The following is a 24,446-nucleotide window of genomic DNA, read 5'->3' on the forward strand; positions in this document are numbered from 1 at the left end:
CAATCAGTTCCGTCGCCTCGTCGTCCGCTATGAGCGACACGCCGACCTCTACCGCGCCTTTATCGTCCTCGCCGCCGCTATCATTTGCTTCAGGGCCTTGAGACGGTTTTGTTAGGCGCTCTAAGTCGATCGCCTCGCTACAGGCCGAGTCGCGGGGCGAGGGCCTTGGCGACGCGCACGCCCTGCGCCGCAGCCTGTCCCTGATGAGCCTCGTCTCGCTCGGCGTCGGCTGCATCATCGGCGCCGGCATCTTCGTGCTGACCGGCCACGCCGCCGCCGCCTACGCCGGCCCGGCGATCAGCCTGTCCTTCGTGCTCGCCGGAATCGTCTGCGCGCTGGCGGGCCTGTGCTACGCCGAAATGGCCTCGATCGTGCCCGTGGCGGGCAGCGCCTACACCTACGCCTACGCCACGCTCGGGGAGTTCGTCGCCTGGATCATCGGCTGGGACCTCCTGCTCGAATACGCCTTCGGCGCGACGACCGTGGCGATCGGCTGGTCCGGCTATGTGACGAGCTTCCTGCGCGACTTCGGCGTCGAGCTTCCGGCCGCCTACGCTTCGGCGCCGCTCGCCTTCGACGCCGCGACGCAGGAGTGGAGCCATACCGGCGCCCTCGTCAACGCGCCGGCGGTCGCCATCGTCGTCGCGCTGACCGCGCTCCTCGCGGTCGGGGTGAGCGAATCGGCGAAGGCCAACAACGTCTTCGTCGTCGTCAAGCTGGCGATCATCCTCGTCTTCATCCTCGCCGGCTTCTCGTCGGTCTCCTCGACCAACTGGATCGCCGAGGCGAATCCCGACGGCGCCTTCATTCCGCCTGCGGCCGGACCCGGACAATATGGCTGGAGCGGCGTCGTGCGCGGCGCCGCCGTGGTCTTTTTCGCCTACATCGGCTTCGACGCCGTCTCCACCGCCGCGCAGGAGGCGAAGAATCCGCAACGCGACATGCCCTACGGCATTCTCGGCTCGCTCGCCCTGTGCACGGTGCTGTATGTGCTGGTCAGCGTCGTGCTCACCGGCGTCGTTCCCTTCGACCAGCTCGGCGTGCCCGATCCGATCGCGCTCGGCGTCGACGCGCTCGGCCTCGGCTGGCTCGCCACGCTCGTCAAGCTCGGCGCGATCCTCGGGCTGACCTCCGTCGTGCTCGTGCTGATGCTCGGCCAGACGCGCATCCTCTACGCCATGGCGCGCGACGGACTGCTGCCGCAGGCCGCGGCCTATGTGCAGCCGCGCCTGCGCACCCCGCTCTACACCACGCTCGCCACCGGCGCGCTCGTCGCGGTCCTCGCCGGCTTCCTGCCGATCGGCCTCGTCGGCGAGCTCGTCAGCATCGGCACGCTGTTCGCCTTCGCCATCGTCTGCGCCGGCGTCCTCTACCTGCGCGCGACGCAGCCCGACCTCGAGCGCCCGTTCCGCGCGCCGCTCGTCGCCGTCACGGCGCCGCTCGGCGCGACTTCGGCGTTTTATCTGATGTCGGGCCTGCCGCTCGACACCTGGATCCGCTTCGTCGTGTGGCTCGCCGTCGGCCTTGGCGTCTACTTCTTCTACGGTCGCGCGCGCAGCCGCGTCGGGCGGGCCGAAACGAAAGGCTGAGCGCGCTTCAGCCCTGCGCGAGGCGGGCGAGCCTGTCGAGCGCTCCCTGCAGGATGTAGGCGGCCGCGAGTTTGTCGACGACCTCCGCGCGCTTGCCGCGCGAGACGTCCTGCTCGATCAGCGAGCGCGTGACCGCGGCGGTCGAGAGCCGCTCGTCCCAATAGGTGATGGGCAGGTCCACGAGGGCTCCAAGGTTGCCCGCGAAGGCGCGCGTCGCCTGCACGCGCGGGCCGGACGAACCGTCCATGTTGAGCGGCAGCCCCAGCACGAGCGCGCCGACCTCGAATTTCCGGACGAGCGCGACGAGACGTTCGGCGTCCTTCGTGAACTTGACGCGGCGAATCGTCTCGAGCGGGCTCGCGATGCGGCGCTCGACGTCCGAGAGGGCGAGGCCGATGGTCTTCGTTCCGAGGTCGACGCCGATGAGCCGCACGCGCGGCGGCAGGCGGGCGGCGAGTTCGGCGATCTCGATGATTTCGGCCATCCTGTCCTCCGGCGCCGGGACAACCGCCGGCGCGCGCGTTATGTCATGCGGCGGGCCGCGGCGCGACCGAAGGGACGGCGGCCCGCGCCAGGGCGGGAGTGGAGACGACATGAAACTGACATGGCTGGGACATTCGGCGTTCCGCGTCGAGCTGCCGGGCGCGGTGGCGCTCATCGACCCGTTCCTCTCCGGCAATCCGAAGTTTTCGGGAAGCCTCGAGGAGGCGGCCCGCGGCGTGACGCATATTCTGCTGACGCACGGCCACGACGACCACATCGGCGACGCGCCGCAGATCGCCCGCGAGACGGGCGCGCAGGTGGTCTCGAATTTCGAGGTCTGCATGTATCTGCAAGAGCAGGGCGCGCAGAACGTCAATCCGGGCAACACCGGCGGGACGATCGACTGCGGCGCGTTCAAGGTCTCCTTCACCCAGGCGCTGCATTCCTCAGGGACGACGGAGAGCGGACGCTCGATCTATCTCGGCAATCCCAACGGCCTTGTGATCACGCCGAAGGAGGGGCCGACCCTGCTGCATATGGGCGACACGGACGTCTTCTCGGACATGGCGCTGATCGACGAAATCTACGCGCCGAAGATCGGGATCCTGCCCATCGGCGACCGCTTCACCATGGGCGCGAAGACGGCGGCGCTGGCGGCGCGGCGCTTCTTTCATTTCGAGACGGTCGTCCCCTGCCACTACGGGACCTTCGACCTGCTCGACCAGACGCCCGACGCCTTCGTCGCGGCGATGGCCGGGAGCGGCGTCCGCGTCGAGACGCCGGCGATCGGCGCCGACATGCGCATCTAGCTTCTGACGCGCTTGCGCAGCCAGGCGAGAATGCGCGCCGCGGCGACGTCGCGCCACAACGGATCGAGCATCACGGCGTGCGGCGCGCCGGCGAGGATTTCGAGGTCGCCGCGCCAGGCGTCGGCGATCTCCTGGAACGCCGAACGTGGAAGGAAGACGTCGGCGTCGCCGCCGATCGAGAGGGTGGGAAGCTGCGTCTTGCGCGTCGCCGCTTCGAGCGACGGCGGCGCGAACAGCTCGGCGCTCGCAATCGGCGATTCGCGCTGCAGGCGCTCGACGATCTTGCCGGCGAGGGCGGGCGCCGACTGCGGCGAGAACAGCGCGCGGGCGATGACCGCAGGAGAGGCCATGCGCGGCCCGAGGCTCTGCAGCAGGGCGAGCTGGAACAGCACGTCCGGCGCGAACATGGTCATGTGCAGGGCGGAGGAGCGCAGGCCCGAAGGCGGCGCGGAGGAGACGGCGACGAGCGCCCGCGCCTTGCCGTCGCTGCGGGCGGCGTAATGCTGGGCGACGAGGCCGCCCATGGAATGGCCGACGACGATCGGCTCGCCGTCGATCGCCGCCGCCACGCGGGCGACGTCGTCGACATAGTTGTCGAAGGTCGCGCGCGACAGGTCGCCCTCGCTCAGGCCATGCCCGCGCAGGGAGACGGCGTAGGTCGGATGTCCCTGCCTCGCGAAATAGTCCAGGAAATGCTCGGCCCAGATCCAGGCGCCGCAATAGGCGCCATGGACGAACAGGATGGGGGCGAGGCGAGATCCGGCGGAGGGCGCCTCGGTCAAAATTTCCTGCTTCAAGACGAATATCCCATTGTGCGACGCACTATCATAGCCTCGTTTCGCGCCGGCGCAAAAACATGACGGCGCAGTCGCGAAAATACTCATTCTGGCGCATAGGAGACGCTCCGGCGCCGCCTGCATTGCCCGACCGCGCGGGCGGCGCTATAGGCTGCGTCTTCACGCGAATTGCGAAGGAAATCCCATGTCCGTCGATCAGGCGACGGTGCGCCGCATCGCCCATCTCGCCCGCATCAGGGTCGCCGACGAGGACGTGCCGCACCTGCAGGACGAGCTCAACGCCATCCTGCGCTTCGTCGAGGAGCTGTCGGCCGTCGACGTCGAGGGCGTCGAGCCGATGACCTCGGTCATGCCCATGCCGATGAAGAAGCGCGAGGACGTCGTCACCGACGGCGGGATCGCCGACGCGATCCTCGCCAACGCGCCGGAGCGCGAAGACCACTTCTTCAAGGTGCCGAAGGTCGTCGAATAGGCGGCCTCGCACTTCCCGCGCCAAGCGCCACAGGACTTACGGATCGGACTTTGACCAGGCTCATCGACCTCACCCTCGCGCAGGCGCGCGACGCGCTCGTCAAACGTGAATTCTCGGCGATCGAGCTCGCGCGGGAGCAGATCGCGGCGATGGAGGCGGCGCGCGTCCTCAACGCCTATATCAGGGAGACGCCCGAGCAGGCGCTCGAGATGGCGAAAGCCTCCGACGAACGCCTGGCGCGCGGGGAGGGCGGGCCGCTCGAAGGCGTGCCGCTCGGGATCAAGGATTTATATTGCACGAAAGGCGTCGAGACGACCGCCGCGAGCCATATCCTCGAGGGCTTCAAGCCGGCCTATGAATCGACGGTCAGCGCCAATCTGTGGCGCGACGGCGCGGTGATGCTGGGCAAGCTCAACCTCGACGAATTCGCCATGGGCTCGTCGAACGAGACGTCCTACTTCGGCCCGGTCGTCTCGCCATGGCGGCGCAAGGGCTCGGACGTGAAGATCGTGCCCGGAGGCTCGTCCGGCGGCTCGGCGGCGGCGGTCGCCGCGCGCCTGTGCTTTGGCGCGACGGCGACGGACACGGGCGGCTCGATCCGCCAGCCCGCCGCCTTCACCGGCACGGTCGGGGTCAAGCCGACCTATGGGCGCTGCTCGCGCTGGGGCATCGTCGCGTTCGCTTCCTCGCTCGACCAGGCGGGGCCGATCGCGCGCACCGTGCGGGACGCCGCGATCCTGCTGCGCTCGATGGCCGGTCACGATCCCAGGGACACGACCAGCGTCGACGCGCCGGCGCCGGATTATGAGGCGGCGCTGTCGCGCGGCGTGAAGGGCCTCAAGATCGGCGTGCCGCGCGAATATCGCGTCGAGGGCGTGCCGGCCGAGATCGACGCGCTGTGGAGCCAGGGCGTCGCATGGCTGAAGGACGCCGGCGCGAGCGTCGTCGACATCTCCCTGCCGCATACGCGCTACGCGCTGCCCGCCTATTACATCGTCGCGCCCGCGGAAGCCTCGTCGAATCTCGCGCGCTACGACGGCGTGCGCTACGGGCTGCGCGCGCCGGAAAAAGACATCGTCGGCATGTATGAGGCGACGCGCGCGGCGGGCTTCGGCCGCGAGGTGCGCCGGCGCATCATGATCGGCGCCTATGTCCTCTCCGCCGGCTACTACGACGCCTATTACGTGCGCGCGCAAAAGATCCGCACGCTGATCAGGCAGGACTTCGAGCGCGCCTACGCCGACGGCGTCGACGCGATCCTGACGCCGGCGACGCCGTCGGCCGCCTTCGGCTTCGGCGAGAAGGGCTCGGGCGATCCGGTCGAGATGTATCTCAACGACGTGTTCACGGTGACGGTGAACATGGCCGGCCTGCCGGGGCTTTCCGTGCCGGCGGGGCTGTCGTCGGAAGGCCTGCCGCTCGGGCTGCAGCTGATCGGCCGGCCGTTCGACGAGGAGACGCTGTTCGCCGCGGCGAGCGTCATCGAGAAGGCCGCGCCGAAGATCGGCGCGCCGTCGACGTGGTGGGCCTGAGGAGGCGGAGCGGACATGACCACGCATACGAAACCCTCGAAGCTCATCAAGGGCGCGACCGGCGATTTCGAGGTCGTCGTCGGCATGGAGATCCATGCGCAGGTCACCTCGCGCTCAAAACTGTTCTCGGGGGCCTCGGCCGAATACGGCGGTGAGCCCAACGAGCATGTCTCGCTCGTCGACGCGGCCATGCCCGGCATGTTGCCCGTCATCAACGAGGAGTGCGTGGCGCAGGCGGTGCGCACGGGGCTCGGGCTCAAGGCGCAGATCAATCTGCGCTCGGTGTTCGACCGCAAGAACTACTTCTACCCGGACCTGCCGCAGGGCTATCAGATCTCGCAGTACAAGAGCCCGATCGTCGGCGAGGGAATCGTCACGGTCGACGTCTCGCCGACCGAGCAGATCACCGTCGGCATCGAGCGCCTGCACCTCGAGCAGGACGCCGGCAAGTCGCTGCACGACCAGTTCGCCAACGACACGCTCGTCGACCTCAACCGCTCCGGCGTCGCGCTGATGGAGATCGTGTCGAAGCCCGACATGCGTTCGGCCGACGAGGCGCGCGCTTACGTCTCGAAGCTGCGCACCATCCTGCGCTACATCGGCTCGTGCGACGGCAACATGGAGCAGGGCTCGCTGCGCGCGGATGTGAACGTGTCCGTGCGTCGCCCCGGCGCGCCGCTCGGCACGCGCTGCGAGATCAAGAACGTCAACTCGATCCGCTTCATCGGCCAGGCGATCGAGGCCGAGGCGCGCCGCCAGATCGGCGTCATCGAGGACGGCGGGACGGTCGCGCAGGAGACGCGCCTGTTCGATCCGGGCAAGGGCGAGACGCGCTCGATGCGCTCCAAGGAGGAGGCGCACGACTACCGCTATTTCCCAGACCCCGACCTGCTGCCGCTCGAGTTCGACCAGGCCTATGTCGACGCGCTGGCCGCCGGCCTGCCCGAGCTTCCCGACGCCAAGAAGGAGCGCTTCATGCGCGACTACGGGCTGCCGGCCTATGACGCCGGCGTGCTCGTCGCCGATCGCGACACGGCGGATTATTACGAGGTGGCGGTCACGTTCGCAGGCGGCAAGCGCGATCCGAAGATCGTCGCCAACTGGATCATGGGCGACGTCGCCGCCTACGCCAACTCGCAGGGCCTCGGCGTCGCGCAGACGCATCTGAAGCCGGAGCAGATCGCCTCGCTCGTCGACCTCATCGCCGACGGAACGATCTCCGGCAAGATCGCCAAGGACGTGCTCGCGCTCCTCATCGACGAGGAGAAGGACGCCGACCCGCGCGCGCTCGTCGAGGCGCGCGGGCTGAAGCAGGTGACCGACACGGGCGCGATCGCCGCCGCCGTCGACGCGATCATCGCCGCCAATCCGGACAAGGTCGCGCAGGCCAAGGCCAAGCCGTCCATGCTCGGCTGGTTCGTCGGGCAGGTGATGAAGCAGACCGGCGGCAAGGCCAATCCGCAGGCCGTCAACGACGAGCTCAAGGCGAAGCTCGGCATCTGACGCCCGTCAGCTACTGGCTCCGTCGGCGCGTTGATTCGCGCGCGAGGCTCTGCGCGCGAGGCCGGCGAAGCGCCGAAATCGGTCCGCATCCGGTTGTTCGTAAAAATTTTTTTCGGCCGCGCGGCGCCGGCCGAAGCGCATGCGCGGATGTGCGCGAGGCTGCGTCGGCGCTTGCGCGCCCAATCCGTTTTCGGGCTGAGGCGCGCGAGCGCGCAAGCGCGCGAAAAAACGGCTCCAAAACAGGAGAAGCCGTGAAAACAACGACTTTAGAAAAGGCGCGCGAATCTGCGCGCGGCTGAAGCGCCGGCGGGGCGCGGACGGCGGGAGAGCTTCCGTTTTATGATGACTATACTTCAAATGGCTTTGGGGCGGCCGTCGGCGCGGCGCGGACCGCCGCTTTCGCCGCGTCACGCGGACGTCGCAAACGGCCTCGCGAGGCGGCGCCACTTGCGAAGGCGGGCGACGTCGCTACCCTGTTGACGCCTCTGGTCGGCGCAGCGCCGACGGACGACGTTTCGGAGGGACTGCGACATGGTCAAGGCGACCGTCAAGAAGACGCCTGAAAAGAAGACGGCTGTGAAGACGGCCGCGCCGAAGAAGGCCGCCGCGTCGAAGGCGGCCGCCGCGAGCGAGGCCAAGACGCCCGCCGCCAAGACGCCCGCCGCCAAGACGCCTGTAACCAGGACGCCCGCAGCCAAGCCGGCGAAACCCGCCGCGCCGAAGACGGCCGCGAAGGCGCCGAAGGCCGCCGCGAAAGCCGCCGTCAAGCCGGCTGTGAAAAAGGACGCGCCGAAGGCGGCGCCGAAGACGACGAGGGCCGGACGGAGCGCCGCCGCCAAGACCGCCACGGCGAAGGCTTCCACGGCCAGGACTTCGGCAGCCAGGACTTCGGCAGCCAGGACTTCAGCAGCCAAGACTTCTGCGGCCAAGGCGTCCGCGGCGGCGGCTCCGGCCGCCAAGACCGCGGCAGTCAAGAAGACCGCCGCGAAGGCTGCGACGGCGAAACCCGCCGCGCCGAAGGCCGCTGCGAAGGCTCCGGCGAAGAAGCCCGCCGCCAAGACCGCGGCGTCGAAGCCGGCCAAGGCCCCCGCCGCCAAAACCGCGACGCGCCGCGGGAAGGCCGCTCTGGCCGATGCGCCGAAGCCAGCCTGACCGCGAGCGGAGCGAGGAGCGGATTCGACGGTTGGCGCTACGCCTCGCCGCGCCCGGCAGGCGGCGGGACGGCTTGAGTCGGCTGGTCGTTCGACAGGATCTCCAGCGCTCTTCGCGCCACGATTTGCGGCGGCTCGCCCGCGTCGAGGCGTGTCCATGACGTCGCGTCCTCGACATAGGTTTCCTGCGCGCGCGCCACCTCCTCCGTCGCGTCCGAGGCGTCGTCCCTTCGGCGCGCGACGCGCGTGAGCCTTTCTGCGAGCGGCGCCTCGAGCCACAGTCCGTCGAACCGCGCCGAGCGGTCCAGCGCCTGCGCGTCGGTCCGCTCCCGCTCCTTCAGGAACGCGGCGTCGACGATGACGCCGCGTCCGGCGCGGAGCGCAATGGAGGCGAGGCTCATGAGGCGCGCGTAGACCCGCGCCGATTGCTCGGGGCCGTAGGCTTCGGGGGGCAGGCGGTCGAGCTCGCGCGCGCCGTGAAGACGCTTGCGTTCGACGTCGCTGCGCAGGTGGACGGCGCCGGGCGTCGCGCCGATCGCGTGGGCGATCGCCGCGCCGAGACGCGTCTTGCCCGTTCCCGACAGTCCTCCGACGGCGACGAGCCGCGCCCCGCAGGGTGCGAGGAAAGCGCGCGCGGCCTCGAAAAGGGCGAGCGCCGATCGAAGCGTTTCGATCTTTGGATCGGGCTCGAGCGTCGCGACGCGCGCCCTGATCGCCGCGCGCAGGCTCATGAAAAGGGGCAGGGCGGCGAGGCCCTCGATGTCGCCCTCCATGTCGTCGCCGGCGGAGAGACAGGCGTTCATCAGGGCGTTCGCCTGCTGGGGCAACCCTCGCGTCCACAGGTCCATCAGCGCGAAGGCGAGATCGTAGAGAACGTCGATCGTAGCGAGCGTCTCGTCGAATTCGAGCGCGTCGAACAGCGTCGGCTCCCCGTTGATGAGGACGATGTTGGCGAGATGCAGATCGCCGTGGCAGCGGCGCACGCGCCCGCGCGCCTCACGCCGCGACAGCAGCGGCGCCACGCGCGAAAAGGCGGCGCGAAGGTCTTCGCCGTAGTCGCGCGCCGCCTTCGCGCCGAAATGGTCCGAGGCGGCGACGAGCCCGTCGGCCATCTCCTCGATGACGCGACGGAGCCTGTCGACGGCGCCGCTCTCGCGCCGGACCGGCGCCGCGTGATGCGCGCGGGCGATCGTCTCGCCGAGGCGACGGGCGAGCGGCGGATCGAGCTCGCCGCGCGCCGCGATCCGGTCCAGCCCCGCGTCCTCGTCGAAGCGGGCGAGATGCGCCGTCCATTCGACGACCTCGCCGTCGCCGCCGAGCCGAAGCCGCCCGTTCGTGCGCGTGACCGGGACGACGCCGAGATAAAGCTGCGGCGCGTTCGGCCGGTTGAACGCGATCTCCGCTTCGCAGGCTGCGCGGCGCTTTTCGAGCGTCGAGAAATCCATGAACGGGAAGCGCACCGCGCGCTTCGCCTTGTAGACGTCGCAGCCGGCGAGGAACAACGCCGCGCCATGCGTGTCAACACGTCCGACTTCGCCCTGAAGCCCATGCGTCGCCGGGTCGGCGAGAAAGGCGAAGACTTCCTCCTGATCGAGCGCGTCCGCTCGCGCTTTGTCTGTTTCCTCCCTCATCGCGTCGCCTCGCTCCGTCGCGGCCTTGCCGGCGCCGCGCCGCCTTGATACTGCAAGGCGCATCGCGCCTTAAGGCGCTTCAACGCCGGCTCGCAAACCTCCATGGCCCATTCGCGGCGCGCAGACGCCCCATCCGAACGCGCCGACGGCGCGCGGTTCCTCATCGTCGAGGCACGCTATTATGAGACGATCGGCGCGATGATGCTCGCCGGCGCGCGCGCCGCGTTCGAGCGCGCCGGGGCGAGCGTCGAGATCGTCGGCGTGCCGGGCGCGCTCGAGATCGCGCCGGCGATGAAGATCGCGCTCGACGCGGCGCAGGAGGCGTGTTCGCCCTACGCCGGCGCGGTCGCGCTCGGCTGCGTCATACGCGGCGAGACCTATCATTTCGAGATCGTCTCCAACGAGAGCGCGCGCGCCCTGACCTTGCTCGGACTCGAGCGTGGCGCGGCGCTCGGCAACGGCGTGCTCACCGTCGAGAACGAGGACCAGGCGCTCGAGCGGGCGGACCCTGCGCGCGGCGACAAGGGCGGCGACGCGGCGCGCGCCGCGCTGGCGCTGCACGCCCTGAAGCGCCGGCTGGAGACGGCGCGATGAGCGGCGGGATCGCGGGACGGTCGGCGGCGCGCCTCGCCGCCGTGCAGGCGCTCTACCAGATGGACGTCGCCGGGAAGGGCCTCAAGGAGACCGTCGCCGAATTCGAGTCCTTCTGGCTCGGCGAGGAGATCGAGGGCGAGCGCTACAAGGCCGCCGACGCCGCCTTCTTCGAGGAGATCGTCGCGGGCGTCCAGGCCGACCAGGGGCCGATCGACCGCGTCGTCGACCATGCGCTGGTCGAGGGCTGGCCGCTCGCGCGCATCGACGCCGTGCTGCGCGCCATCCTGCGCGCCGGCGCCTATGAGCTCAAGGCGCGCCGCGACGTGCCTGCGCGCGTCGCCATCAAGGAATATGTCGACGTCGCCGGCGCGTTCTTCGAGCGGGAGGAGGCCGGCATGGTCAACGCCGTGCTCGACGCGCTCGCCCGCCGCCTGCGCGCCGAGGAGTTCGAGCGGCCGCGATAGGGAAGGGCGGGACGCTGGCGCTTTCCGAGGACGACCTCATCGCCCGCTATTTCGCGCCGCTCGCGGGTCCCGCGGGCCTAGGGCTGGGCGACGACGCCGCGCTCCTCGCCCCGCCGCCCGGCGCCCGTCTCGTCCTCACCAAGGACATGCTGGTCGCCGGCGTGCATTTCTTCGCCGACGATCCGCCGGCCGCGATCGCGCGCAAGGCGCTGCGGGTCAATCTCTCCGACCTCGCGGCCAAGGGCGCCGAGCCGCTCGGCTTCCTCCTCGGGCTCGCGCTTCCCGGCCCGCCCGACGAAGCCTTTCTCGCCGCCTTCGCGCGCGGGCTCGGCGAAGACGCGCGCAGCTACGGCTGTCCGCTGCTTGGCGGCGACACCGTGGCGACGCCGGGGCCGCTGACTCTCTCGATCACCGCGTTCGGCGCGGCCGGGGGCGAGGACATGATCCGGCGCGGCGCCGTCGTCGCGGGCGACGCGCTGTTCGTCTCGGGGACGATCGGCGACGCCGCGCTCGGCCTGCGGCTGCGGCTGAGCGCGCCGGACGATCTGCGCTGGATCGAGGCGCTCGACGCGGCGGACGCGGCCTTCCTCATGGACCGCTATCTTCTGCCGCAGCCGCGTTTAGCGCTGCGCGCGGCGCTGCGCGAACATGCGCGCGCCGCTATGGACATTTCGGACGGCCTCGCCGGCGACCTCGCCAAGATGCTGCGCCTGACCGGGCTCGCCGCCGACGTCGCGCTCGCCGACGTGCCGCTGAGCGCGCCGGCGCGGCGCGCGCTGGCGCTCGAGCCCGGCCTGATCGAGGCCGCGCTCGCCGGCGGCGACGACTATGAAATCCTTTGCGCGGCCGCGCCGGAGGATGCGGAGAGGCTCCGCGCGCAGGCCGCCGCGTCCGGCGTCGCGCTGACCCGAATCGGGACGGCGCGGACGGAAGAGGCGCGGCCCCGATTTCTCGATGAGGCCGGGCGGACGCTCGCGCTCGGGCGCACGTCCTGGGGCCATTTCTGAAAACTATTTGATTTTTTGGAAAAATCTTCTCCATTTCGATGAGATGACGATTTGATTCAGCCGATTGCGCGTGTGGCCGCCCTTTCTATAATGGCGCGCGCTTTCGGAGAGGGCCTGCGGATTTCGGGCTCGAGCCTGCGCCGCGCTCCAATTAAGTTCAGAACAAAGGCAAAGGTGGAAACTGCATGGGCATTTGGCTCGTCATTCTCGCAGGGCTCGCGGCGATCGCGTACGGCTACGTGACGTCGTCGAGGCTCATGGCCGCGAGCGCCGGAACGGCGCGGATGCAGGAGATCGCCGGGGCGATCGCAGAGGGCGCGCAGGCCTATCTCAAGCGCCAGTACCTCACCATCGCCGTGGTCGGCGCGGCGATCTTCGCGGCCTTCTGGTTTCTGCTCGGCGCCGAGATCGCCATCGGCTTCCTGATCGGCGCGGCGCTGTCGGGCGCGGCCGGCTTCGTCGGCATGAACGTCTCGGTTCGCGCCAACGTGCGCACCGCGCAGGCCGCGTCGACCTCGCTCGCCGACGGGCTCGACGTCTCGTTCAAGGCGGGCGCGGTCACCGGCATGCTCGTCGCCGGCCTCGCGCTGCTCGGCGTCGCCGTCTATTTCTTCATCCTGACCGTGCCGCTCGGCCATGCGCCGAACAGCCGTCCGGTGATCGACGCGCTGGTCGCGCTCGGCTTCGGCGCCTCGCTGATCTCGATCTTCGCGCGCCTTGGCGGCGGCATCTTCACCAAGGGCGCGGACGTCGGCGCCGACCTCGTCGGCAAGGTCGAGGCGGGCATCCCCGAGGACGATCCGCGCAACCCGGCGACCATCGCCGACAACGTCGGCGACAACGTCGGCGACTGCGCCGGCATGGCCGCCGACCTGTTCGAGACCTACGCCGTCACCGTCGTCGCCACCATGGTGCTCGCCGCGATCTTCTTCGTCGGCCAGCCTTCGCTCTACGGCGCGATGCTGCTGCCGCTCGCGATCTGCGCGGCCTGCGTCGTGACCTCGATCGCCGGAACCTATTTCGTCAAGCTCGGCCCCTCGGGCTCGATCATGGGAGCGCTCTACAAGGGGCTGATCGCCGCCGGCGTCCTGTCCGTCGCCGGCCTCGCGCTCGCCGTCACCCTCAGCGTCGGCTGGGGCGAGATCGGCACGGCCGACGGCCACGCCGTGAGCGGCTTCAGCCTGTTCCTGTGCGGCGTCGTCGGCCTGATCGTGACGGGCTGCATCGTCGTCATCACCGAATATTACACCGGCACCGGCAAGCGCCCGGTCGTCTCGATCGCGCAGGCGTCCGTGACCGGCCACGGCACCAACGTCATCCAGGGCCTCGCCGTCTCGCTCGAATCGACGGCGCTGCCGGCGCTCGTCATCATCGGCGGCATCATCGCCACGAGCCAGCTCGCCGGCCTGTTCGGCACGGCGATCGCGGTGACCACCATGCTCGGCATCGCCGGCATGATCGTGGCGCTGGACGCCTTCGGCCCGGTCACCGACAACGCCGGCGGCATCGCCGAGATGGCCGGCCTGCCGAAGGAGGTGCGCCAGTCGACCGACGCGCTCGACGCGGTCGGCAACACCACCAAGGCGGTGACCAAGGGCTACGCCATCGGCTCCGCGGGCCTCGGCGCGCTCGTCCTGTTCGCCGCCTACAGCCACGACCTGCATTATTTCTCGGCCAACCCGGAGCAGTTCTCCTACTTCCGCGGCATGGGCGAGGTGTCCTTCGACATCTCCAATCCTTACGTCGTCGCCGGGCTGATCTTCGGCGGCCTCGTGCCCTATCTCTTCGGCGGCATCGCGATGACCGCGGTCGGCCGCGCGGCGGGCTCGGTCGTCGAGGAGGTGCGCCGCCAGTTCCACGAAAAGCCGGGAATCATGCAGGGGACCGAGCGGCCCGACTACGGCCGCGCGGTCGACATGCTGACGAGGGCCGCGATCCGCGAGATGATCATTCCCTCGCTGCTGCCGGTGCTCGCTCCGCTCATCGTCTATTTCGGCGTATTGCTGATCTCGGGCTCGAAGGCCTCGGCCTTCGCCGCGCTCGGCGCCTCGCTGCTCGGCGTCATCGTCAACGGGCTGTTCGTGGCGATCTCGATGACCTCCGGCGGCGGCGCCTGGGACAACGCCAAGAAGAGCTTCGAGGACGGCTTCACCGACAAGGCCGGCGTCAAGCATTTCAAGGGCGGAGAGGCGCACAAGGCCTCCGTCACCGGCGATACGGTCGGCGACCCCTACAAGGACACCGCGGGGCCCGCGGTCAATCCGGCGATCAAGATCACCAACATCGTCGCGCTGCTGCTGCTCGCGTTTCTCGCGCGCTGATCGGGCGTTTTCCGGCGCGGCGAACGCCGCCGCGCCGGCGCAAAAAAAGCCGCCCTTCGGGGCGGCTTTTCGCGTTCGGGAATTTTCGCGCTTCCTACTGGAAGCGCATCAGGTTCAGGAACATGCCCTTGAGGAAGGTCGACTCGGCGCCGGCCGTCGGCGTCGTGCGCGAGACGAAGTCGAACACCTTGCCGTCCTGCAGGCCGTAGTTGGCGATCCGCACGACCTTCTTGTTCTTGTCGAAATAGACCGCGAAGATGTGCTGGTCGACGACGGCGGGCGTCTGGAAGGCGAAGGAGCGGTCGGTCACCTGCGTCACGTAATACCAGGCGTCGCCGCCGACCGTCGAGGTCGTCGTCGGCGTGCCGAGCAACGTCAGCACCTGTTCGGCGGACGAGCCGACGCGCACCTGGTCGTAGAGGCGCTCGTCACCCTGGAAACCGTGGATCACCTTGCCTTCGTAGCCGAGGCAGCCGCCGAGGCCGACGCACAGCGCCGCGGCGAGCGCAAGGCGGACGGATCTGCGGCGCGGGCCGTCCGCCCCCCGCGCGGCTGCGGCGGCGCGTTTGTCGTCGGCGAAGGCCAGCATCATCGTTTCGACTCTCCGGCGGAGGTTGCGGCCGACGCGAAAAGGCGGATAAAACCCGCGCGGCCCGTGGAAGGCGAAACCGGCTCGCCCGAAAAGCGCTCTAGCGGCAGCCTTTGGTAAAAGCAAGGCGGGGCGCTCGACGTCGCCTTAAGTGCCACGCGCGGGTTAAGCCCGCGTGAAGACCCGCCGAACCTTGATCGGACCATCGCTCGCATGCTGGCGAAGCTCATTTCCTGGTTTTCGGGCGACGCGGCCAACCGCCGGGCCGTCGAGCGCCTTTACGCCGCCGTCGTCGAGCGCGCCCGCGCCCCTTCGCTCTATCTCGACTACGGCGCGCCCGACACGCTCGACGGCCGCTTCGAGCTGCTCGCCCTGCACGCCTTCCTCGTGTTGCGGCGGCTCAACGCCATGCCGGCGCCGGCGCCGGAGCTCGCCCAGGATCTCGTCAACGCCGTGTTCGCCCATTTCGACGGCGCGCTGCGCGAAATGGGCGTCGGCGATCCGTCCGTGCCCAAGCGCATGAAGACGCTCGCCGAGGCGTTCCTCGGCCGCAGCCTCGCCTATGAGGCGACGCTCCGGGACGGCGGGCTCGAGGAGGCGCTGAAACGGAATGTGTATGGCGGGGGCGGCGACGCCGGCCGTCTCGCGCGCTATGTCGAGCGGGCGGAGGCTTCGCTCGCGGGCGCCCCGCTTGAGGCGTTTCTCGCGGGGCGACCGCCGTTCCCCGACCCGCTCGAGGTCGAGCGATGACCGATCCTTCGCAGGAGGCGAGACCATGACGTCCGACGACCGTCCGCACGAGGCGCCCCGCGAGGAGGGGCCGCACATGCCGCGTCCGGTGAAGCTCGCCGACGCGCCGGCGCAGGGGCTCGCGCTGAGGGTGGAGGCGACGGCGGCGGAGCGCGCCGCCATCGCCGCCGCCGACGGGCTCGCCGGGCTCGAAAGCCTCGTCGCCGATCTCCTGATCGCGCCGGACGGCGAGCGCAAGGCGCGGGTGACGGGGCGGCTCGCCGCGCGGCTCACGCAGGTTTGCGTCGTGACGCTCGAGCCCTTCGACTCCGCGCTCGAGACGGAGATCGAGGCGGATTTCGCCGCGCGGGAGGAGCCGGAGCGCCGCCCGGCGCCGGGCAGGGGCCGGCGCGAGGAGACTGCGCGCGAGGCGGAGGTCGAGGCGGACTTCGACCCGATCGTGAACGGCGAGATCGACGTCGGCGCGCTGGTCGAGGAGTTCTTCGTGCTCGCCCTCGATCCCTATCCGCGCCGGCCGGGCGCGGCCTTCGATCCGGCCGGGGACGGCGGGACGAACGCGGGCGCCTCGCCTTTCGCCGCGCTCGGGAGCCTCAAGAAGGAGTGACGCGCGATCGCCGGCCGCGATTTCGCGCGCGTTGTGTTTGCGCCACTATGACATGCGCCCTTTATCCTATATTGGAACGCCCGGATCGGCGCGTCGCCCTCATCGCGCGGGCGGGTTCCCGACGTTCCCGGAGTTGATCGCGGCGCGATGACGAAGACGGTGCGCATAGCCATCGACGCGATGGGAGGCGATTTCGGGCCGCAGGTGATGCTGCCCGGCGCCGCGCGCGCGCTCGAACGCGGCCTCGACGCTTCCTTCCTGCTGTTCGGCGACGAGGCGCGGATGCGCCCGTTCCTCGACGCCGCGCCGGCGCTGGCGCGCGCCTCGCACGTCGCGCACACCGACGTCGCGGTGCGCATGGACGACAAGCCGGCGCAGGCGCTGCGCTCCGGCCGGCGCACCTCCTCGATGTGGCTCGCCATCGAATCGGTCAAGAAGGGCGAGGCGGACATCGCCGTTTCGGCCGGCAACACCGGCGCCCTGATGGCCATGGCCAAGACCTGCCTCCACACCATGCCGGGCGTCGAGCGGCCGGCCATCGCCGCCATGTGGCCGACGCTGCGCGGAAAATCCATCGTGCTCGACGTCGGCGCCTCGATCGGCGCGGACGCCCGCCATCTCGTCAATCTCGCGATCATGGGCGCCGCCATGGCGCGCGCCGTGCTCGACGTGGAGCGTCCGACCGTCGGGCTGCTCAACATCGGCTCGGAGGAGATCAAGGGCGTCGACGAGGTCAGGGCGGCCTCCCGCCTTCTGCGCGAGGCGCCGCTTCCGGACCTCGCCTACGTCGGCTTCGTCGAGGGCGGCGACATCGGCCGCGGCGCCGCCGACGTCGTCGTCACGGAAGGCTTCTCCGGCAACATCGCGCTCAAGACCGCCGAGGGCACGGCGAGCCAGATGGGGCAATATCTGCGCGAGGCGCTGAGCGGCGACGTTTTCTCCAAGATCGCCTATTTGCTGGCGCGCAAGGGGCTCGCCGCGCTCAAGGCGAAGATGGACCCGCGCAACGTCAACGGCGGCGTGTTCCTCGGCCTCGACGGCGTGGTCATCAAGAGCCACGGCCACTCCGACGCGGTCGGAACCTCCAACGCCGTCGAGATCGCCTGGCGCATCGCGCGCCATCAGCTCCTCGGACGGATCCGCTCCGCGCTCGACGTCGCGCGGGCGGCGCCGCAGCCCGCGGCGGACGAGCCGGCGCGCAGCCATATGGACTCCAAGGTTTGACACACGCATCCGACGCAGGACTGCGCTCGGTCGTGGCGGGGCTCGGCTCCCGCCTGCCGAGGCGCGTCGTCAGCAACGCCGACCTCGCCAAGGTCCTCGACACCAGCGACGAATGGATCGTCCAGCGCACCGGCATCAGGCAGCGCCATGTCGCGGGCGAGGGCGAGACCACCTCGACGCTCGGTCTCGGCGCGGCGCAGGCCGCGCTCGCCGACGCCGGCCTAGGGCCGGCCGACATCGACCTCGTCGTCGTCGCCACCTCGTCGCCCGACTACACCTTCCCCTCCGTCGCGACGCAGATCCAGGCGGCGCTCGGGATGACCCATGGCGCGGCCTTCGACCTGCAGGCGGTCTGCTCGGGCTTCGTCTTCGCCGTGGCGACGGCCGACAAGTTCCTGCGCTCGGGCTCGCACCGGCGCGCGCTGGTGATCGGCGCCGAAACCTTCTCGCGCCTGCTCGACTGGACCGACCGCACGACCTGCGTGCTGTTCGGCGACGGCGCGGCGGCGCTCGTCCTCGAGGCGCTGCCGGCCGAGGAGGCGAACGGGCGCGGCGTGCTGACCTCGCACCTGCGCTCGGACGGGCGCCACCGCGACAAGCTGTTCGTCGACGGCGGCCCTTCGACGACCCAGACGACGGGCCACCTGCGCATGGCGGGCCGCGACGTGTTCCGCCACGCCGTCGGCATGGTCGCCGACGTCGTCAACGACGCTTTCGCGGCGAGCGGGACGAGCGCCGCCGATCTCGACTGGTTCGTTCCCCATCAGGCGAATCGGCGCATCATCGACGCTTCGGCCGAGAAGCTCGGCATCGACGCCGCCAAGGTGGTGACGACGGTCGACTTGCACGCCAACACCTCGGCGGCGTCGATACCGCTCGCCCTCAGCGTCGCGCGCGACGACGGGCGCATCAAGCGCGGCGACCTCGTCATGATCGAGGCGATGGGCGGCGGATTCACCTGGGGCTCGGCGCTGATCCGCTGGTAGCGCTCGGCGCCGCCATCGGGCGAAACCCGCGCTTGATTCAACTTCTGTGTGGTTTAGGCTTGGGCCATTCTTCCGCCTCTCGGCGCCAGATTTGTCGAATTCAATATTCAGGGCTTTTTCGCGGTCTTTGACTGAGTCGAATTGACCGAGACGGTGGACATCCCGTTCGCCTTGTCTATTCTCCCCGCGGTTCGGCTTCCGGCGCTCGCGCGGGCGGCCGACCGGCTCAGAGGAATCTGGCCTGCGGTCCCGACGGCCTTTTTGGCCGGCGGCCCTCATTCGGCGACGTCGGCCGCCCGAACGAAGCGAGATTGCAGGATGACGAAAGTGACAGCCATATCCGCCGTGGAAAGGCTGGAGGGAGCTTCGGCGCGACGCATGGTTGAAGGATTTGAAAAATCCGCGCCGGGGCGGACGGTCACGCGAGTCGATCTGGCCGAGGCGGTCTATCGCTGCGTCGGGCTTTCGCGCAAGGAATCGGCCGCGCTGGTGCAGATGGTGCTGAACGAGCTCGCCGAGGCGCTCGCCGAAGGCGAGACGGTGAAGCTGTCGTCCTTCGGCTCCTTCGTCGTGCGCTCGAAGTCCGAGCGCGTCGGACGCAATCCGAAGACCGGGATCGAGGTCCCCATCACGCAGCGCCGCGTGCTGGTCTTCAAGCCTTCGAGCGTGCTCAAGGCGCACGTCAACGGTCAGGCGCCGCTGGACGAGGACGAGCCGTGAGCCGCCCGCTGACCGCGTTCCGGCCGCGCCATGGATAAGAGCGCCGGCGCCTTCCGTACGATCAGCGAGGTCGCCGCCGAGCTCGACCTGCCGCAGCATGTGCTGCGCTTCTGGGAGACGCGTTTCCCGCAGATCCGGCCGATGAAGCGGGCCGGGGGCCGGCGCTTCTACCGGCCGGGCGACGTCGAGATTCTGCGCGCCATCCGGCGCCTTCTCTACAGCGAGGGCTACACCATCCGCGGCGTCCAGCGCATCCTGAAGGAGCGCGGCGCGCGGGCCGTCGCGGCGATGGGCGGGGAGGCGGCGTCCGAGCCCGCCGACGACGGCGCGATGATGATGCTGGCGGAGGCCGGCGAGCCCTATGACGTCGAGGCCCCCGCCGAAGGCAGGCCCCAGCCCGGCGATCTCTTCTCGCCGACGCCGAGCCTTGCGCTGCCGCTCGAGGCCGTCGAGCGGTTGCGCGCCGCGGCCCGCGACCTAGAGGAATGCGAGCGCATGCTCGCCGCCGCGCGCCGGGGCGCGTGAGCGGCTGGCTCAGCTGGTTCTGGCGAGGATGAAGTCGGCGATGGCGGCGATCGCCTCGTCCGCCTCCGGGATCAGGCCCGCCCAGATCGGAAAGACGTGCTGCATGCCGGCGACGACGCTGACGCTGGCGTCGACGCGGCAATGCGCCGCCCGCCGCAGCAGCATGAGCGAGTCGTCGAGCAGCACCTCGTCGGCGCCGCAGACGACGAAGATCGGGGGCAGGCCGGCGAGGTCGGCGTAGAGCGGCGAGGCGAACGGGTCGCGCGCGTCGGCGCCGTCGAGATAGGCCTGCGCCATCGGCTCGAGGGTATGCCGCGCGCAGGTGAGGTCGTCCGCGGCGCGGCTTTCGTAGCTTTCGCCGCGCAGGCTCAGATCCGTCCATGGCGAGATGAGGGCGAGGCCGGCGCAGGTCGGCAGCCCTTTCTCGCGGGCGGCGAGCGCCGCGGCGAGCGCGAGGCCGCCGCCTGCCGAATCTCCCGCGACGACGACGCGCGCCGGGTCTACGCCGGTGCGAAGAAGCTGCTCGTAGGCCCGCAGCGCGTCCTCGACCGCCGCCGGAAAGCGATGCTCGGGCGCGAGCCGATAGGCGGGGGCGAAGGCGCGCGCGCGCGCGGCGTCGGCGAGGTGGCCGAGCGTCTTGCGGCGCGAGGCGGGCGAGCCGCAAACGTAGCCGCCGCCATGGAAATAGAGAATCGCCGCGCCCTCGCGCGCCTCGGCCGGCTCGGCCATGAGGCCGATCGGGCCCTTGGGTGGGCGCGAGGGCGAAAAGGCGACGCCGCGCGGCTCGTCGGTCATCGACTCCGACCGTTCGGCCGCCCGCCGCCGCATGTCGAGCGGCAGTTCGAAAAGTTTCGGGCTGTTGGCGATGAGCGTCCAGAACTGGCGCGCTTGGAGGCTGGTCATGCGGAAGGTCTTGAAAAGTCGCGGCCCCGCTGGGCGCCGCAGGTTGCAAATTTTGGTGAGTTAAGCCATCTTTAACGTCGCGTCAGGCGACGGCGCCGAACGCGGCAAGAGGATCGCAAACTGATACCCACGACCACTGTCGAGGCGGCTGCGCCGCCTTCCCCGGCTCCCGGCCGCTCAAGGCCGCCCGCCGGAACGCTCGTGCGGACTATCTTGGCGGCGCTCGACGATGGCAAGGCCGAGGACGTCGTCTCCATCGATCTGCACGGAAAAACTTCGCTCGCCGACGTCATGGTGATCGCCACCGGCCGCTCCAACACGCATGTCGGGGCGCTGGCGGAGCGCGCCATCGCCGCTCTGAAGGAGGCCGGAGCGACGCTCCGCGTCGAAGGGCAGCAGGCGGGCGACTGGGTGCTCATCGACGGCGGCGACCTCATCGCGCATATTTTCCGTCCCGAGGTGCGCCAGTTCTACAATCTCGAGAAGCTCTGGGGCGTCGGCCGGCCGGGCGAACTGCGCGCCGGCTGAAAGCGCTTCATGCGGCTTCTCCTGCTGTGCGTCGGCAAGGCGAAGGCCGGCGCGGAGAGGGAGCTCGCCGCCCGCTACCTCGACCGCGCCGCGGCGACGGGACGCCCGCTCGGCTTCGCCCGCCTCGAGCTTCGCGAGCTTGACGAGAGCCGCGCGCACGACGCCGACGCTCGCAAGACGGCGGAGGGAAAGGCCGCGCTCGCCGCGGCGGCCGGGGAGATCGTCGCCTTCGACGAAAGGGGAAGCCTTCTGGGCAGCCGCGCCTTCGCGCATTGGCTCGGCGCGCGGCGCGATTGCGGCGCGGCGGCCGCGACTTTCCTCATCGGCGGCGCCGACGGCCTTTCCGACGAGGCGCGCGGCGCGACGGGCCTCGTGCTCTCGTTCGGGCCGATGACGTTCCCTCACCAGATCGCGCGCATCCTCGCCGCCGAGCAGATCTATCGGGCGATGACCATTCTGTCCGGCCATCCTTATCATCGCGACTGAGCCGCGATCTTGGAAAAGCTGCAAATCCGACGGATAGGAGCCTTCGTCGACGCGTCGTCGAAGGCGGCTCCTTGAAGGCGGTCCTGATCACAACTGCGTTCGCTTGCGCGCTGGCCGCCGCCGCCGGCGCCGGCGCGCGCGCCCAGAACGCGGCCGAAGCGCCGTCGCCGCCGCCGCGGGCGGAGGAGCTCGGCGGACGCCGGCTCGAGCTGCGCGGCATGGAGGACACGCTCGGCGCGACGCAGGAGCAGAAGGCGAAGATCGAGGCGGAGGTCGCCGCCCTCGGCGCCGACCGCGCGCGGCTCACCTCGGCGCTGGTCGATCTCGCCGCGAAGATCGACGAGCGCGACCGCAGGATCGCCGAAGCCGAGCAACGCCTCGACACCCTGTCCGGCAGCGAGGAGGCGATCCGCCGTTCGCTCGCGAGCCGCCGCGCCCTGATCGCCGAGGTGCTGGCCGCCCTGCAGCGCATGGGCCGCAAGCCGCCGCCGGCGCTGCTCGTCTCGCCGGACGACCTTTTGTCCGCCCTGCGCGCCTCGATGCTGCTCGGCGCGGTGCTGCCCGACATGCGCGCCGAGACCGAGGCGCTCGCCGCCGACCTTTCCGACCTGACGCGGCTGCGCCAGTCGATCGCCGCCGAGAAGGAGGCGCTCGCCGCCGACCGCGCGCGGCTCGGGCAGGACCGGGAGCGGCTCTCGGCGCTGATCGACGCGCGCCAGTCGGCGCTCTCCGCGGCGCAGCAGGCGCTCGGCGCGGAGAACGCCCGCGCCGCCGAGCTGGCGCGGCAGGCGGCGAGCCTCAAGGATTTGATCGCGAAAATGGAGAGCGACGTCGCCGCCGCGGCCCGCGCGGCGGAGGCCGCGCGCCAGGCGGACGAAGCGCGCAAGGCGGCGGAGGCGGCCTCGCCCGAGGCGCAGAAGAAGCTCGCGGCCGCGCCTTTCAAGGACCCCGCCCGACTCGCGCCGGCGACCGCCTTCGCCAATCTGAAGGGCATGTTGCCGACGCCGGTGGCGGGGACGACGCAGCGCGGCTTCGGCTCTCCGGACGGCTTCGGCGGCGTCGAGAAGGGGACGCTGATCGCGGCGCGCCCGAAGGCGGTGGTGGTCTCGCCGACCGACGGATGGGCGGCCTACGCCGGCCCCTATCGCAGCTATGGGCAAGTCTTGATCATCAACGCGGGGCAGGGCTATTATGTGATCCTTGCCGGAATGGACCGGATCAACGTGAATGTCGGCCAGTTCGTGGCGGCGGGCGAGCCCGTTGCGACGATGGGGGACGGGGCGGCCAAGACGGCGGCGGCCATTGCGATTGGCGCGGCCCAACCCATTCTCTACATAGAATTCCGGAAAGACGGGGTGGCGATCGACCCTAGCCCATGGTGGGCGAAGCCGGAGCTGCAAAGGGTTCGCGGATAATGCGGAAAGCGTCACTTGTTCTGCTCGGCGCCGTGATCGGCGGGTCGATCGCCACCGTCGGCACGCAGACGAGATTCATCTCGGAGAGCGTCGCCCGCGCGGCCGCCTCCGACACCTATCGCAACCTCAACCTGTTCGGCGACGTCTTCGAGAAGATCCGCTCCGACTACGTCGAGAAGCCGGACGAGCAGAAGCTCGTCGAATCGGCGATCAACGGAATGCTGTCCTCGCTCGATCCGCATTCGAGCTACATGGACGCCAAGAGCTTCCGCGACATGCAGGTGCAGACGCGCGGCGAGTTCGGCGGCCTCGGCATCGAGGTGACGCAGGAGGACGGCCTCATCAAGGTCGTCACGCCGATCGACGACACGCCGGCCTCGCGCGGCGGCATCCTGTCGGGCGACGTCATCACCGCGATCGACGGCGAGCCGGTCCAGGGGCTGACCCTCAACCAGGCCGTCGACAAGATGCGCGGCGCGCCGAACACGCAGGTGACGCTGAAGGTGCTGCGCGGCCCCAACAAGGAGGCGCAGGACATCAAGCTGACGCGCGCCGTCATCCAGATCAAATCCGTGCGTTCGCACGTCGAGGACGGCGACATCGGCTATATCCGCATCACCCAGTTCAACGAGCAGACCGGCGAAGGCGTCGCCGCGGCCATCAAGAAGTTCCAGAGCGACATTCCGGCCGATAAGTTCAAGGGCTACATCCTCGACCTGCGCAACAATCCGGGCGGCCTGCTCGACCAGTCGATCGCCGTCTCCAACGCCTTCCTCGACCGCGGCGAGATCGTCTCGACGCGCGGGCGCAACGCCGACGAGACGATGCGCTACAACGCCCATCCGGGCGACATCTCCAAGGGCAAGCCTCTCGTCGTGCTGATCAACGGCGGCTCGGCCTCGGCCTCCGAGATCGTCGCCGGCGCGCTGCAGGACCACAAGCGCGCGACGATCATCGGCACCCGCTCCTTCGGCAAGGGCTCGGTCCAGACGATCATCCCGCTCGGCCAGAGCAACGGTGCGGTGCGCCTGACGACGGCCCGCTACTACACGCCGTCGGGACGGTCGATCCAGGCGAAGGGCATCGATCCCGACGTCCAGGTGCTGCAGGACGTGCCGGACGAGCTCAAGGGCAAGGACGACACCAAGGGCGAGGCCTCGCTCAAGGGCCACCTCAAGAACGGCGACGACGAGAAGGGCGGCTCGCAGGCCTATGTTCCGCCGGATCCGAAGGACGACAAGCAGCTTGCCGCGGCGCGCGACATCCTGCGCGGGGTCAAGACCTCGAGCAAGACGCCGACGCCGCCCGACGCCGAGCCGAAGAAGGTTCCGAACTAGACTCTCTCTACGGGGCGTCGCGCCCG

The 24,446-nt window shown here is 70.0% G+C and carries 25 protein-coding genes; 19 read left to right on the forward strand and 6 right to left on the reverse strand.

Features of this window, described 5'->3' with window-relative positions; all coding sequences use genetic code 11:
• The first annotated feature begins 203 nt into the window (after positions 1-203).
• On the forward strand, positions 204-1,589 hold the full coding sequence (locus ACE3OG_RS15110; protein WP_374310111.1) for an amino acid permease: 1,386 nt from the start codon (positions 204-206) through the stop codon (positions 1,587-1,589).
• A gap of 7 nt (positions 1,590-1,596) precedes the next feature.
• Here ACE3OG_RS15110 and ruvX read toward each other — a convergent pair whose 3' ends face one another.
• A complete protein-coding gene (gene ruvX / locus ACE3OG_RS15115; RefSeq protein WP_374310113.1) occupies positions 1,597-2,073 on the reverse strand; it encodes a Holliday junction resolvase RuvX in 477 nt (158 codons plus the stop codon).
• A 109-nt stretch (positions 2,074-2,182) separates the two neighbouring features.
• On the opposite strand from ruvX, the gene ACE3OG_RS15120 reads away from it, so the two are divergent.
• Positions 2,183-2,881 carry a metal-dependent hydrolase gene (locus ACE3OG_RS15120; RefSeq protein ID WP_374310115.1) on the forward strand — a complete coding sequence of 233 codons (699 nt, stop codon included), beginning with the start codon at positions 2,183-2,185 and terminating at the stop codon, positions 2,879-2,881.
• On the opposite strand, the gene ACE3OG_RS15125 is transcribed toward ACE3OG_RS15120, so the two are convergent.
• Positions 2,878-3,678 (reverse strand): alpha/beta fold hydrolase, encoded by an 801-nt coding sequence (locus tag ACE3OG_RS15125; RefSeq protein ID WP_374310117.1) that lies wholly within the window; start codon positions 3,676-3,678, stop codon positions 2,878-2,880. The two genes, ACE3OG_RS15120 and ACE3OG_RS15125, sit on opposite strands and share 4 nt — an antisense overlap.
• Before the next feature lie 184 nt (positions 3,679-3,862).
• Between ACE3OG_RS15125 and gatC the strand changes: the two genes are divergently transcribed.
• The 3 genes from gatC to gatB are packed head-to-tail and all read left to right on the forward strand — an operon-like array spanning position 3,863 to position 7,185.
• Positions 3,863-4,150 (forward strand): Asp-tRNA(Asn)/Glu-tRNA(Gln) amidotransferase subunit GatC, encoded by a 288-nt coding sequence (gene gatC / locus ACE3OG_RS15130; RefSeq protein ID WP_374310119.1) that lies wholly within the window; start codon positions 3,863-3,865, stop codon positions 4,148-4,150.
• A gap of 50 nt (positions 4,151-4,200) precedes the next feature.
• Complete coding sequence (gatA, locus tag ACE3OG_RS15135) at positions 4,201-5,682, forward strand: Asp-tRNA(Asn)/Glu-tRNA(Gln) amidotransferase subunit GatA (protein ID WP_374310121.1); 1,482 nt, start codon at positions 4,201-4,203, stop codon at positions 5,680-5,682.
• A 15-nt stretch (positions 5,683-5,697) separates the two neighbouring features.
• Complete coding sequence (gatB, locus tag ACE3OG_RS15140) at positions 5,698-7,185, forward strand: Asp-tRNA(Asn)/Glu-tRNA(Gln) amidotransferase subunit GatB (RefSeq protein WP_374310123.1); 1,488 nt, start codon at positions 5,698-5,700, stop codon at positions 7,183-7,185.
• A 407-nt stretch (positions 7,186-7,592) separates the two neighbouring features.
• On the opposite strand, the gene ACE3OG_RS15145 is transcribed toward gatB, so the two are convergent.
• Both ACE3OG_RS15145 and ACE3OG_RS15150 read right to left on the reverse strand, forming a co-directional pair.
• A complete protein-coding gene (locus ACE3OG_RS15145; protein WP_374310125.1) occupies positions 7,593-8,267 on the reverse strand; it encodes a hypothetical protein in 675 nt (224 codons plus the stop codon).
• A gap of 107 nt (positions 8,268-8,374) precedes the next feature.
• On the reverse strand, positions 8,375-9,967 hold the full coding sequence (locus ACE3OG_RS15150) for an AAA family ATPase (protein WP_374310127.1): 1,593 nt from the start codon (positions 9,965-9,967) through the stop codon (positions 8,375-8,377).
• A 102-nt stretch (positions 9,968-10,069) separates the two neighbouring features.
• Here ACE3OG_RS15150 and ribH point away from each other — a divergent pair, with 102 nt between their 5' ends.
• From ribH to ACE3OG_RS15170, 4 genes are all read left to right on the forward strand, one after another.
• Positions 10,070-10,561 carry a 6,7-dimethyl-8-ribityllumazine synthase gene (gene ribH, locus ACE3OG_RS15155; protein WP_374310129.1) on the forward strand — a complete coding sequence of 164 codons (492 nt, stop codon included), beginning with the start codon at positions 10,070-10,072 and terminating at the stop codon, positions 10,559-10,561.
• Positions 10,558-11,025, forward strand: a complete 468-nt coding sequence (nusB, locus tag ACE3OG_RS15160; RefSeq protein ID WP_374310130.1) for a transcription antitermination factor NusB — start codon at positions 10,558-10,560, stop codon at positions 11,023-11,025. The genes ribH and nusB overlap by 4 nt, the downstream gene beginning before the upstream one ends.
• A gap of 14 nt (positions 11,026-11,039) precedes the next feature.
• The gene (thiL, locus tag ACE3OG_RS15165; protein WP_374310186.1) at positions 11,040-12,032 is read left to right on the forward strand and encodes a thiamine-phosphate kinase; all 993 of its coding nucleotides are present in this window, start codon (positions 11,040-11,042) and stop codon (positions 12,030-12,032) included.
• 185 nt (positions 12,033-12,217) lie between these two features.
• Complete coding sequence (locus tag ACE3OG_RS15170; RefSeq protein WP_374310132.1) at positions 12,218-14,353, forward strand: sodium-translocating pyrophosphatase; 2,136 nt, start codon at positions 12,218-12,220, stop codon at positions 14,351-14,353.
• 94 nt (positions 14,354-14,447) lie between these two features.
• Here the strand turns inward: ACE3OG_RS15170 and ACE3OG_RS15175 are convergent, their stop codons facing one another.
• On the reverse strand, positions 14,448-14,945 hold the full coding sequence (locus tag ACE3OG_RS15175; RefSeq protein WP_374310134.1) for an outer membrane protein assembly factor BamE: 498 nt from the start codon (positions 14,943-14,945) through the stop codon (positions 14,448-14,450).
• A gap of 210 nt (positions 14,946-15,155) precedes the next feature.
• Between ACE3OG_RS15175 and ACE3OG_RS15180 the strand changes: the two genes are divergently transcribed.
• The 6 genes from ACE3OG_RS15180 to ACE3OG_RS15205 all read left to right on the forward strand — a co-directional run bounded on the left by ACE3OG_RS15180 (position 15,156) and on the right by ACE3OG_RS15205 (position 19,751).
• Positions 15,156-15,692, forward strand: coding sequence for a ubiquinol-cytochrome C chaperone family protein (locus ACE3OG_RS15180; protein ID WP_374310136.1), 537 nt, complete (start codon positions 15,156-15,158; stop codon positions 15,690-15,692).
• Between the two features lie 25 nt (positions 15,693-15,717).
• Positions 15,718-16,296 carry a DUF177 domain-containing protein gene (locus tag ACE3OG_RS15185; RefSeq protein ID WP_374310138.1) on the forward strand — a complete coding sequence of 193 codons (579 nt, stop codon included), beginning with the start codon at positions 15,718-15,720 and terminating at the stop codon, positions 16,294-16,296.
• Positions 16,297-16,443: 147 nt separating this feature from the next.
• On the forward strand, positions 16,444-17,520 hold the full coding sequence (gene plsX / locus ACE3OG_RS15190; RefSeq protein ID WP_374310140.1) for a phosphate acyltransferase PlsX: 1,077 nt from the start codon (positions 16,444-16,446) through the stop codon (positions 17,518-17,520).
• The gene (locus ACE3OG_RS15195; protein ID WP_374310142.1) at positions 17,517-18,506 is read left to right on the forward strand and encodes a beta-ketoacyl-ACP synthase III; all 990 of its coding nucleotides are present in this window, start codon (positions 17,517-17,519) and stop codon (positions 18,504-18,506) included. Before plsX ends, ACE3OG_RS15195 begins: the two co-directional genes overlap by 4 nt.
• A gap of 378 nt (positions 18,507-18,884) precedes the next feature.
• The gene (locus ACE3OG_RS15200; protein WP_374310144.1) at positions 18,885-19,226 is read left to right on the forward strand and encodes an integration host factor subunit alpha; all 342 of its coding nucleotides are present in this window, start codon (positions 18,885-18,887) and stop codon (positions 19,224-19,226) included.
• 30 nt (positions 19,227-19,256) lie between these two features.
• Positions 19,257-19,751: a MerR family transcriptional regulator gene (locus ACE3OG_RS15205; protein WP_374310146.1), complete on the forward strand. Its 495-nt coding sequence runs from the start codon at positions 19,257-19,259 to the stop codon at positions 19,749-19,751.
• Positions 19,752-19,760: 9 nt separating this feature from the next.
• Here ACE3OG_RS15205 and ACE3OG_RS15210 read toward each other — a convergent pair whose 3' ends face one another.
• Entirely contained in the window at positions 19,761-20,654 is an 894-nt protein-coding gene (locus ACE3OG_RS15210) for an alpha/beta hydrolase (RefSeq protein WP_374310148.1), read from the reverse strand.
• A 201-nt stretch (positions 20,655-20,855) separates the two neighbouring features.
• Here ACE3OG_RS15210 and rsfS point away from each other — a divergent pair, with 201 nt between their 5' ends.
• The 4 genes from rsfS (at position 20,856) to ACE3OG_RS15230 (ending at position 24,420) form a co-directional block, all read left to right on the forward strand.
• Positions 20,856-21,182 carry a ribosome silencing factor gene (gene rsfS, locus ACE3OG_RS15215; protein WP_374310149.1) on the forward strand — a complete coding sequence of 109 codons (327 nt, stop codon included), beginning with the start codon at positions 20,856-20,858 and terminating at the stop codon, positions 21,180-21,182.
• Positions 21,183-21,191: 9 nt separating this feature from the next.
• Positions 21,192-21,668, forward strand: coding sequence for a 23S rRNA (pseudouridine(1915)-N(3))-methyltransferase RlmH (gene rlmH, locus ACE3OG_RS15220; RefSeq protein ID WP_374310151.1), 477 nt, complete (start codon positions 21,192-21,194; stop codon positions 21,666-21,668).
• Between the two features lie 71 nt (positions 21,669-21,739).
• Positions 21,740-23,083, forward strand: coding sequence for a murein hydrolase activator EnvC (locus ACE3OG_RS15225; protein WP_374310153.1), 1,344 nt, complete (start codon positions 21,740-21,742; stop codon positions 23,081-23,083).
• A complete protein-coding gene (locus ACE3OG_RS15230) occupies positions 23,083-24,420 on the forward strand; it encodes a S41 family peptidase (RefSeq protein ID WP_374310155.1) in 1,338 nt (445 codons plus the stop codon). Before ACE3OG_RS15225 ends, ACE3OG_RS15230 begins: the two co-directional genes overlap by 1 nt.
• The last annotated feature ends 26 nt before the right edge of the window (positions 24,421-24,446 follow it).

Origin of the sequence: Methylocella sp. (genome assembly GCF_041905455.1) — a bacterium.
Lineage (GTDB): Bacteria > Pseudomonadota > Alphaproteobacteria > Rhizobiales > Beijerinckiaceae > Methylocapsa.

What these genes read in the sequence shown, in the direction of transcription:
- ACE3OG_RS15110 (WP_374310111.1), top strand. Translation starts at nt 204, where the DNA reads ATGAGCCTCGTCTCGCTCGGCGTCGGCTGCATCATCGGCGCCGGCATC.
- ruvX (WP_374310113.1), bottom strand. Translation starts at nt 2,073, where the DNA reads ATGGCCGAAATCATCGAGATCGCCGAACTCGCCGCCCGCCTGCCGCCG.
- ACE3OG_RS15120 (WP_374310115.1), top strand. Translation starts at nt 2,183, where the DNA reads ATGAAACTGACATGGCTGGGACATTCGGCGTTCCGCGTCGAGCTGCCG.
- gatC (WP_374310119.1), top strand. Translation starts at nt 3,863, where the DNA reads ATGTCCGTCGATCAGGCGACGGTGCGCCGCATCGCCCATCTCGCCCGC.
- gatB (WP_374310123.1), top strand. Translation starts at nt 5,698, where the DNA reads ATGACCACGCATACGAAACCCTCGAAGCTCATCAAGGGCGCGACCGGC.
- ACE3OG_RS15150 (WP_374310127.1), bottom strand. Translation starts at nt 9,967, where the DNA reads ATGAGGGAGGAAACAGACAAAGCGCGAGCGGACGCGCTCGATCAGGAG.
- ribH (WP_374310129.1), top strand. Translation starts at nt 10,070, where the DNA reads ATGGCCCATTCGCGGCGCGCAGACGCCCCATCCGAACGCGCCGACGGC.
- nusB (WP_374310130.1), top strand. Translation starts at nt 10,558, where the DNA reads ATGAGCGGCGGGATCGCGGGACGGTCGGCGGCGCGCCTCGCCGCCGTG.
- ACE3OG_RS15170 (WP_374310132.1), top strand. Translation starts at nt 12,218, where the DNA reads ATGGGCATTTGGCTCGTCATTCTCGCAGGGCTCGCGGCGATCGCGTAC.
- ACE3OG_RS15175 (WP_374310134.1), bottom strand. Translation starts at nt 14,945, where the DNA reads ATGATGCTGGCCTTCGCCGACGACAAACGCGCCGCCGCAGCCGCGCGG.
- ACE3OG_RS15180 (WP_374310136.1), top strand. Translation starts at nt 15,156, where the DNA reads ATGCTGGCGAAGCTCATTTCCTGGTTTTCGGGCGACGCGGCCAACCGC.
- ACE3OG_RS15185 (WP_374310138.1), top strand. Translation starts at nt 15,718, where the DNA reads ATGACGTCCGACGACCGTCCGCACGAGGCGCCCCGCGAGGAGGGGCCG.
- plsX (WP_374310140.1), top strand. Translation starts at nt 16,444, where the DNA reads ATGACGAAGACGGTGCGCATAGCCATCGACGCGATGGGAGGCGATTTC.
- ACE3OG_RS15200 (WP_374310144.1), top strand. Translation starts at nt 18,885, where the DNA reads ATGGTTGAAGGATTTGAAAAATCCGCGCCGGGGCGGACGGTCACGCGA.
- ACE3OG_RS15205 (WP_374310146.1), top strand. Translation starts at nt 19,257, where the DNA reads ATGGATAAGAGCGCCGGCGCCTTCCGTACGATCAGCGAGGTCGCCGCC.
- ACE3OG_RS15210 (WP_374310148.1), bottom strand. Translation starts at nt 20,654, where the DNA reads ATGACCAGCCTCCAAGCGCGCCAGTTCTGGACGCTCATCGCCAACAGC.
- rlmH (WP_374310151.1), top strand. Translation starts at nt 21,192, where the DNA reads ATGCGGCTTCTCCTGCTGTGCGTCGGCAAGGCGAAGGCCGGCGCGGAG.
- ACE3OG_RS15230 (WP_374310155.1), top strand. Translation starts at nt 23,083, where the DNA reads ATGCGGAAAGCGTCACTTGTTCTGCTCGGCGCCGTGATCGGCGGGTCG.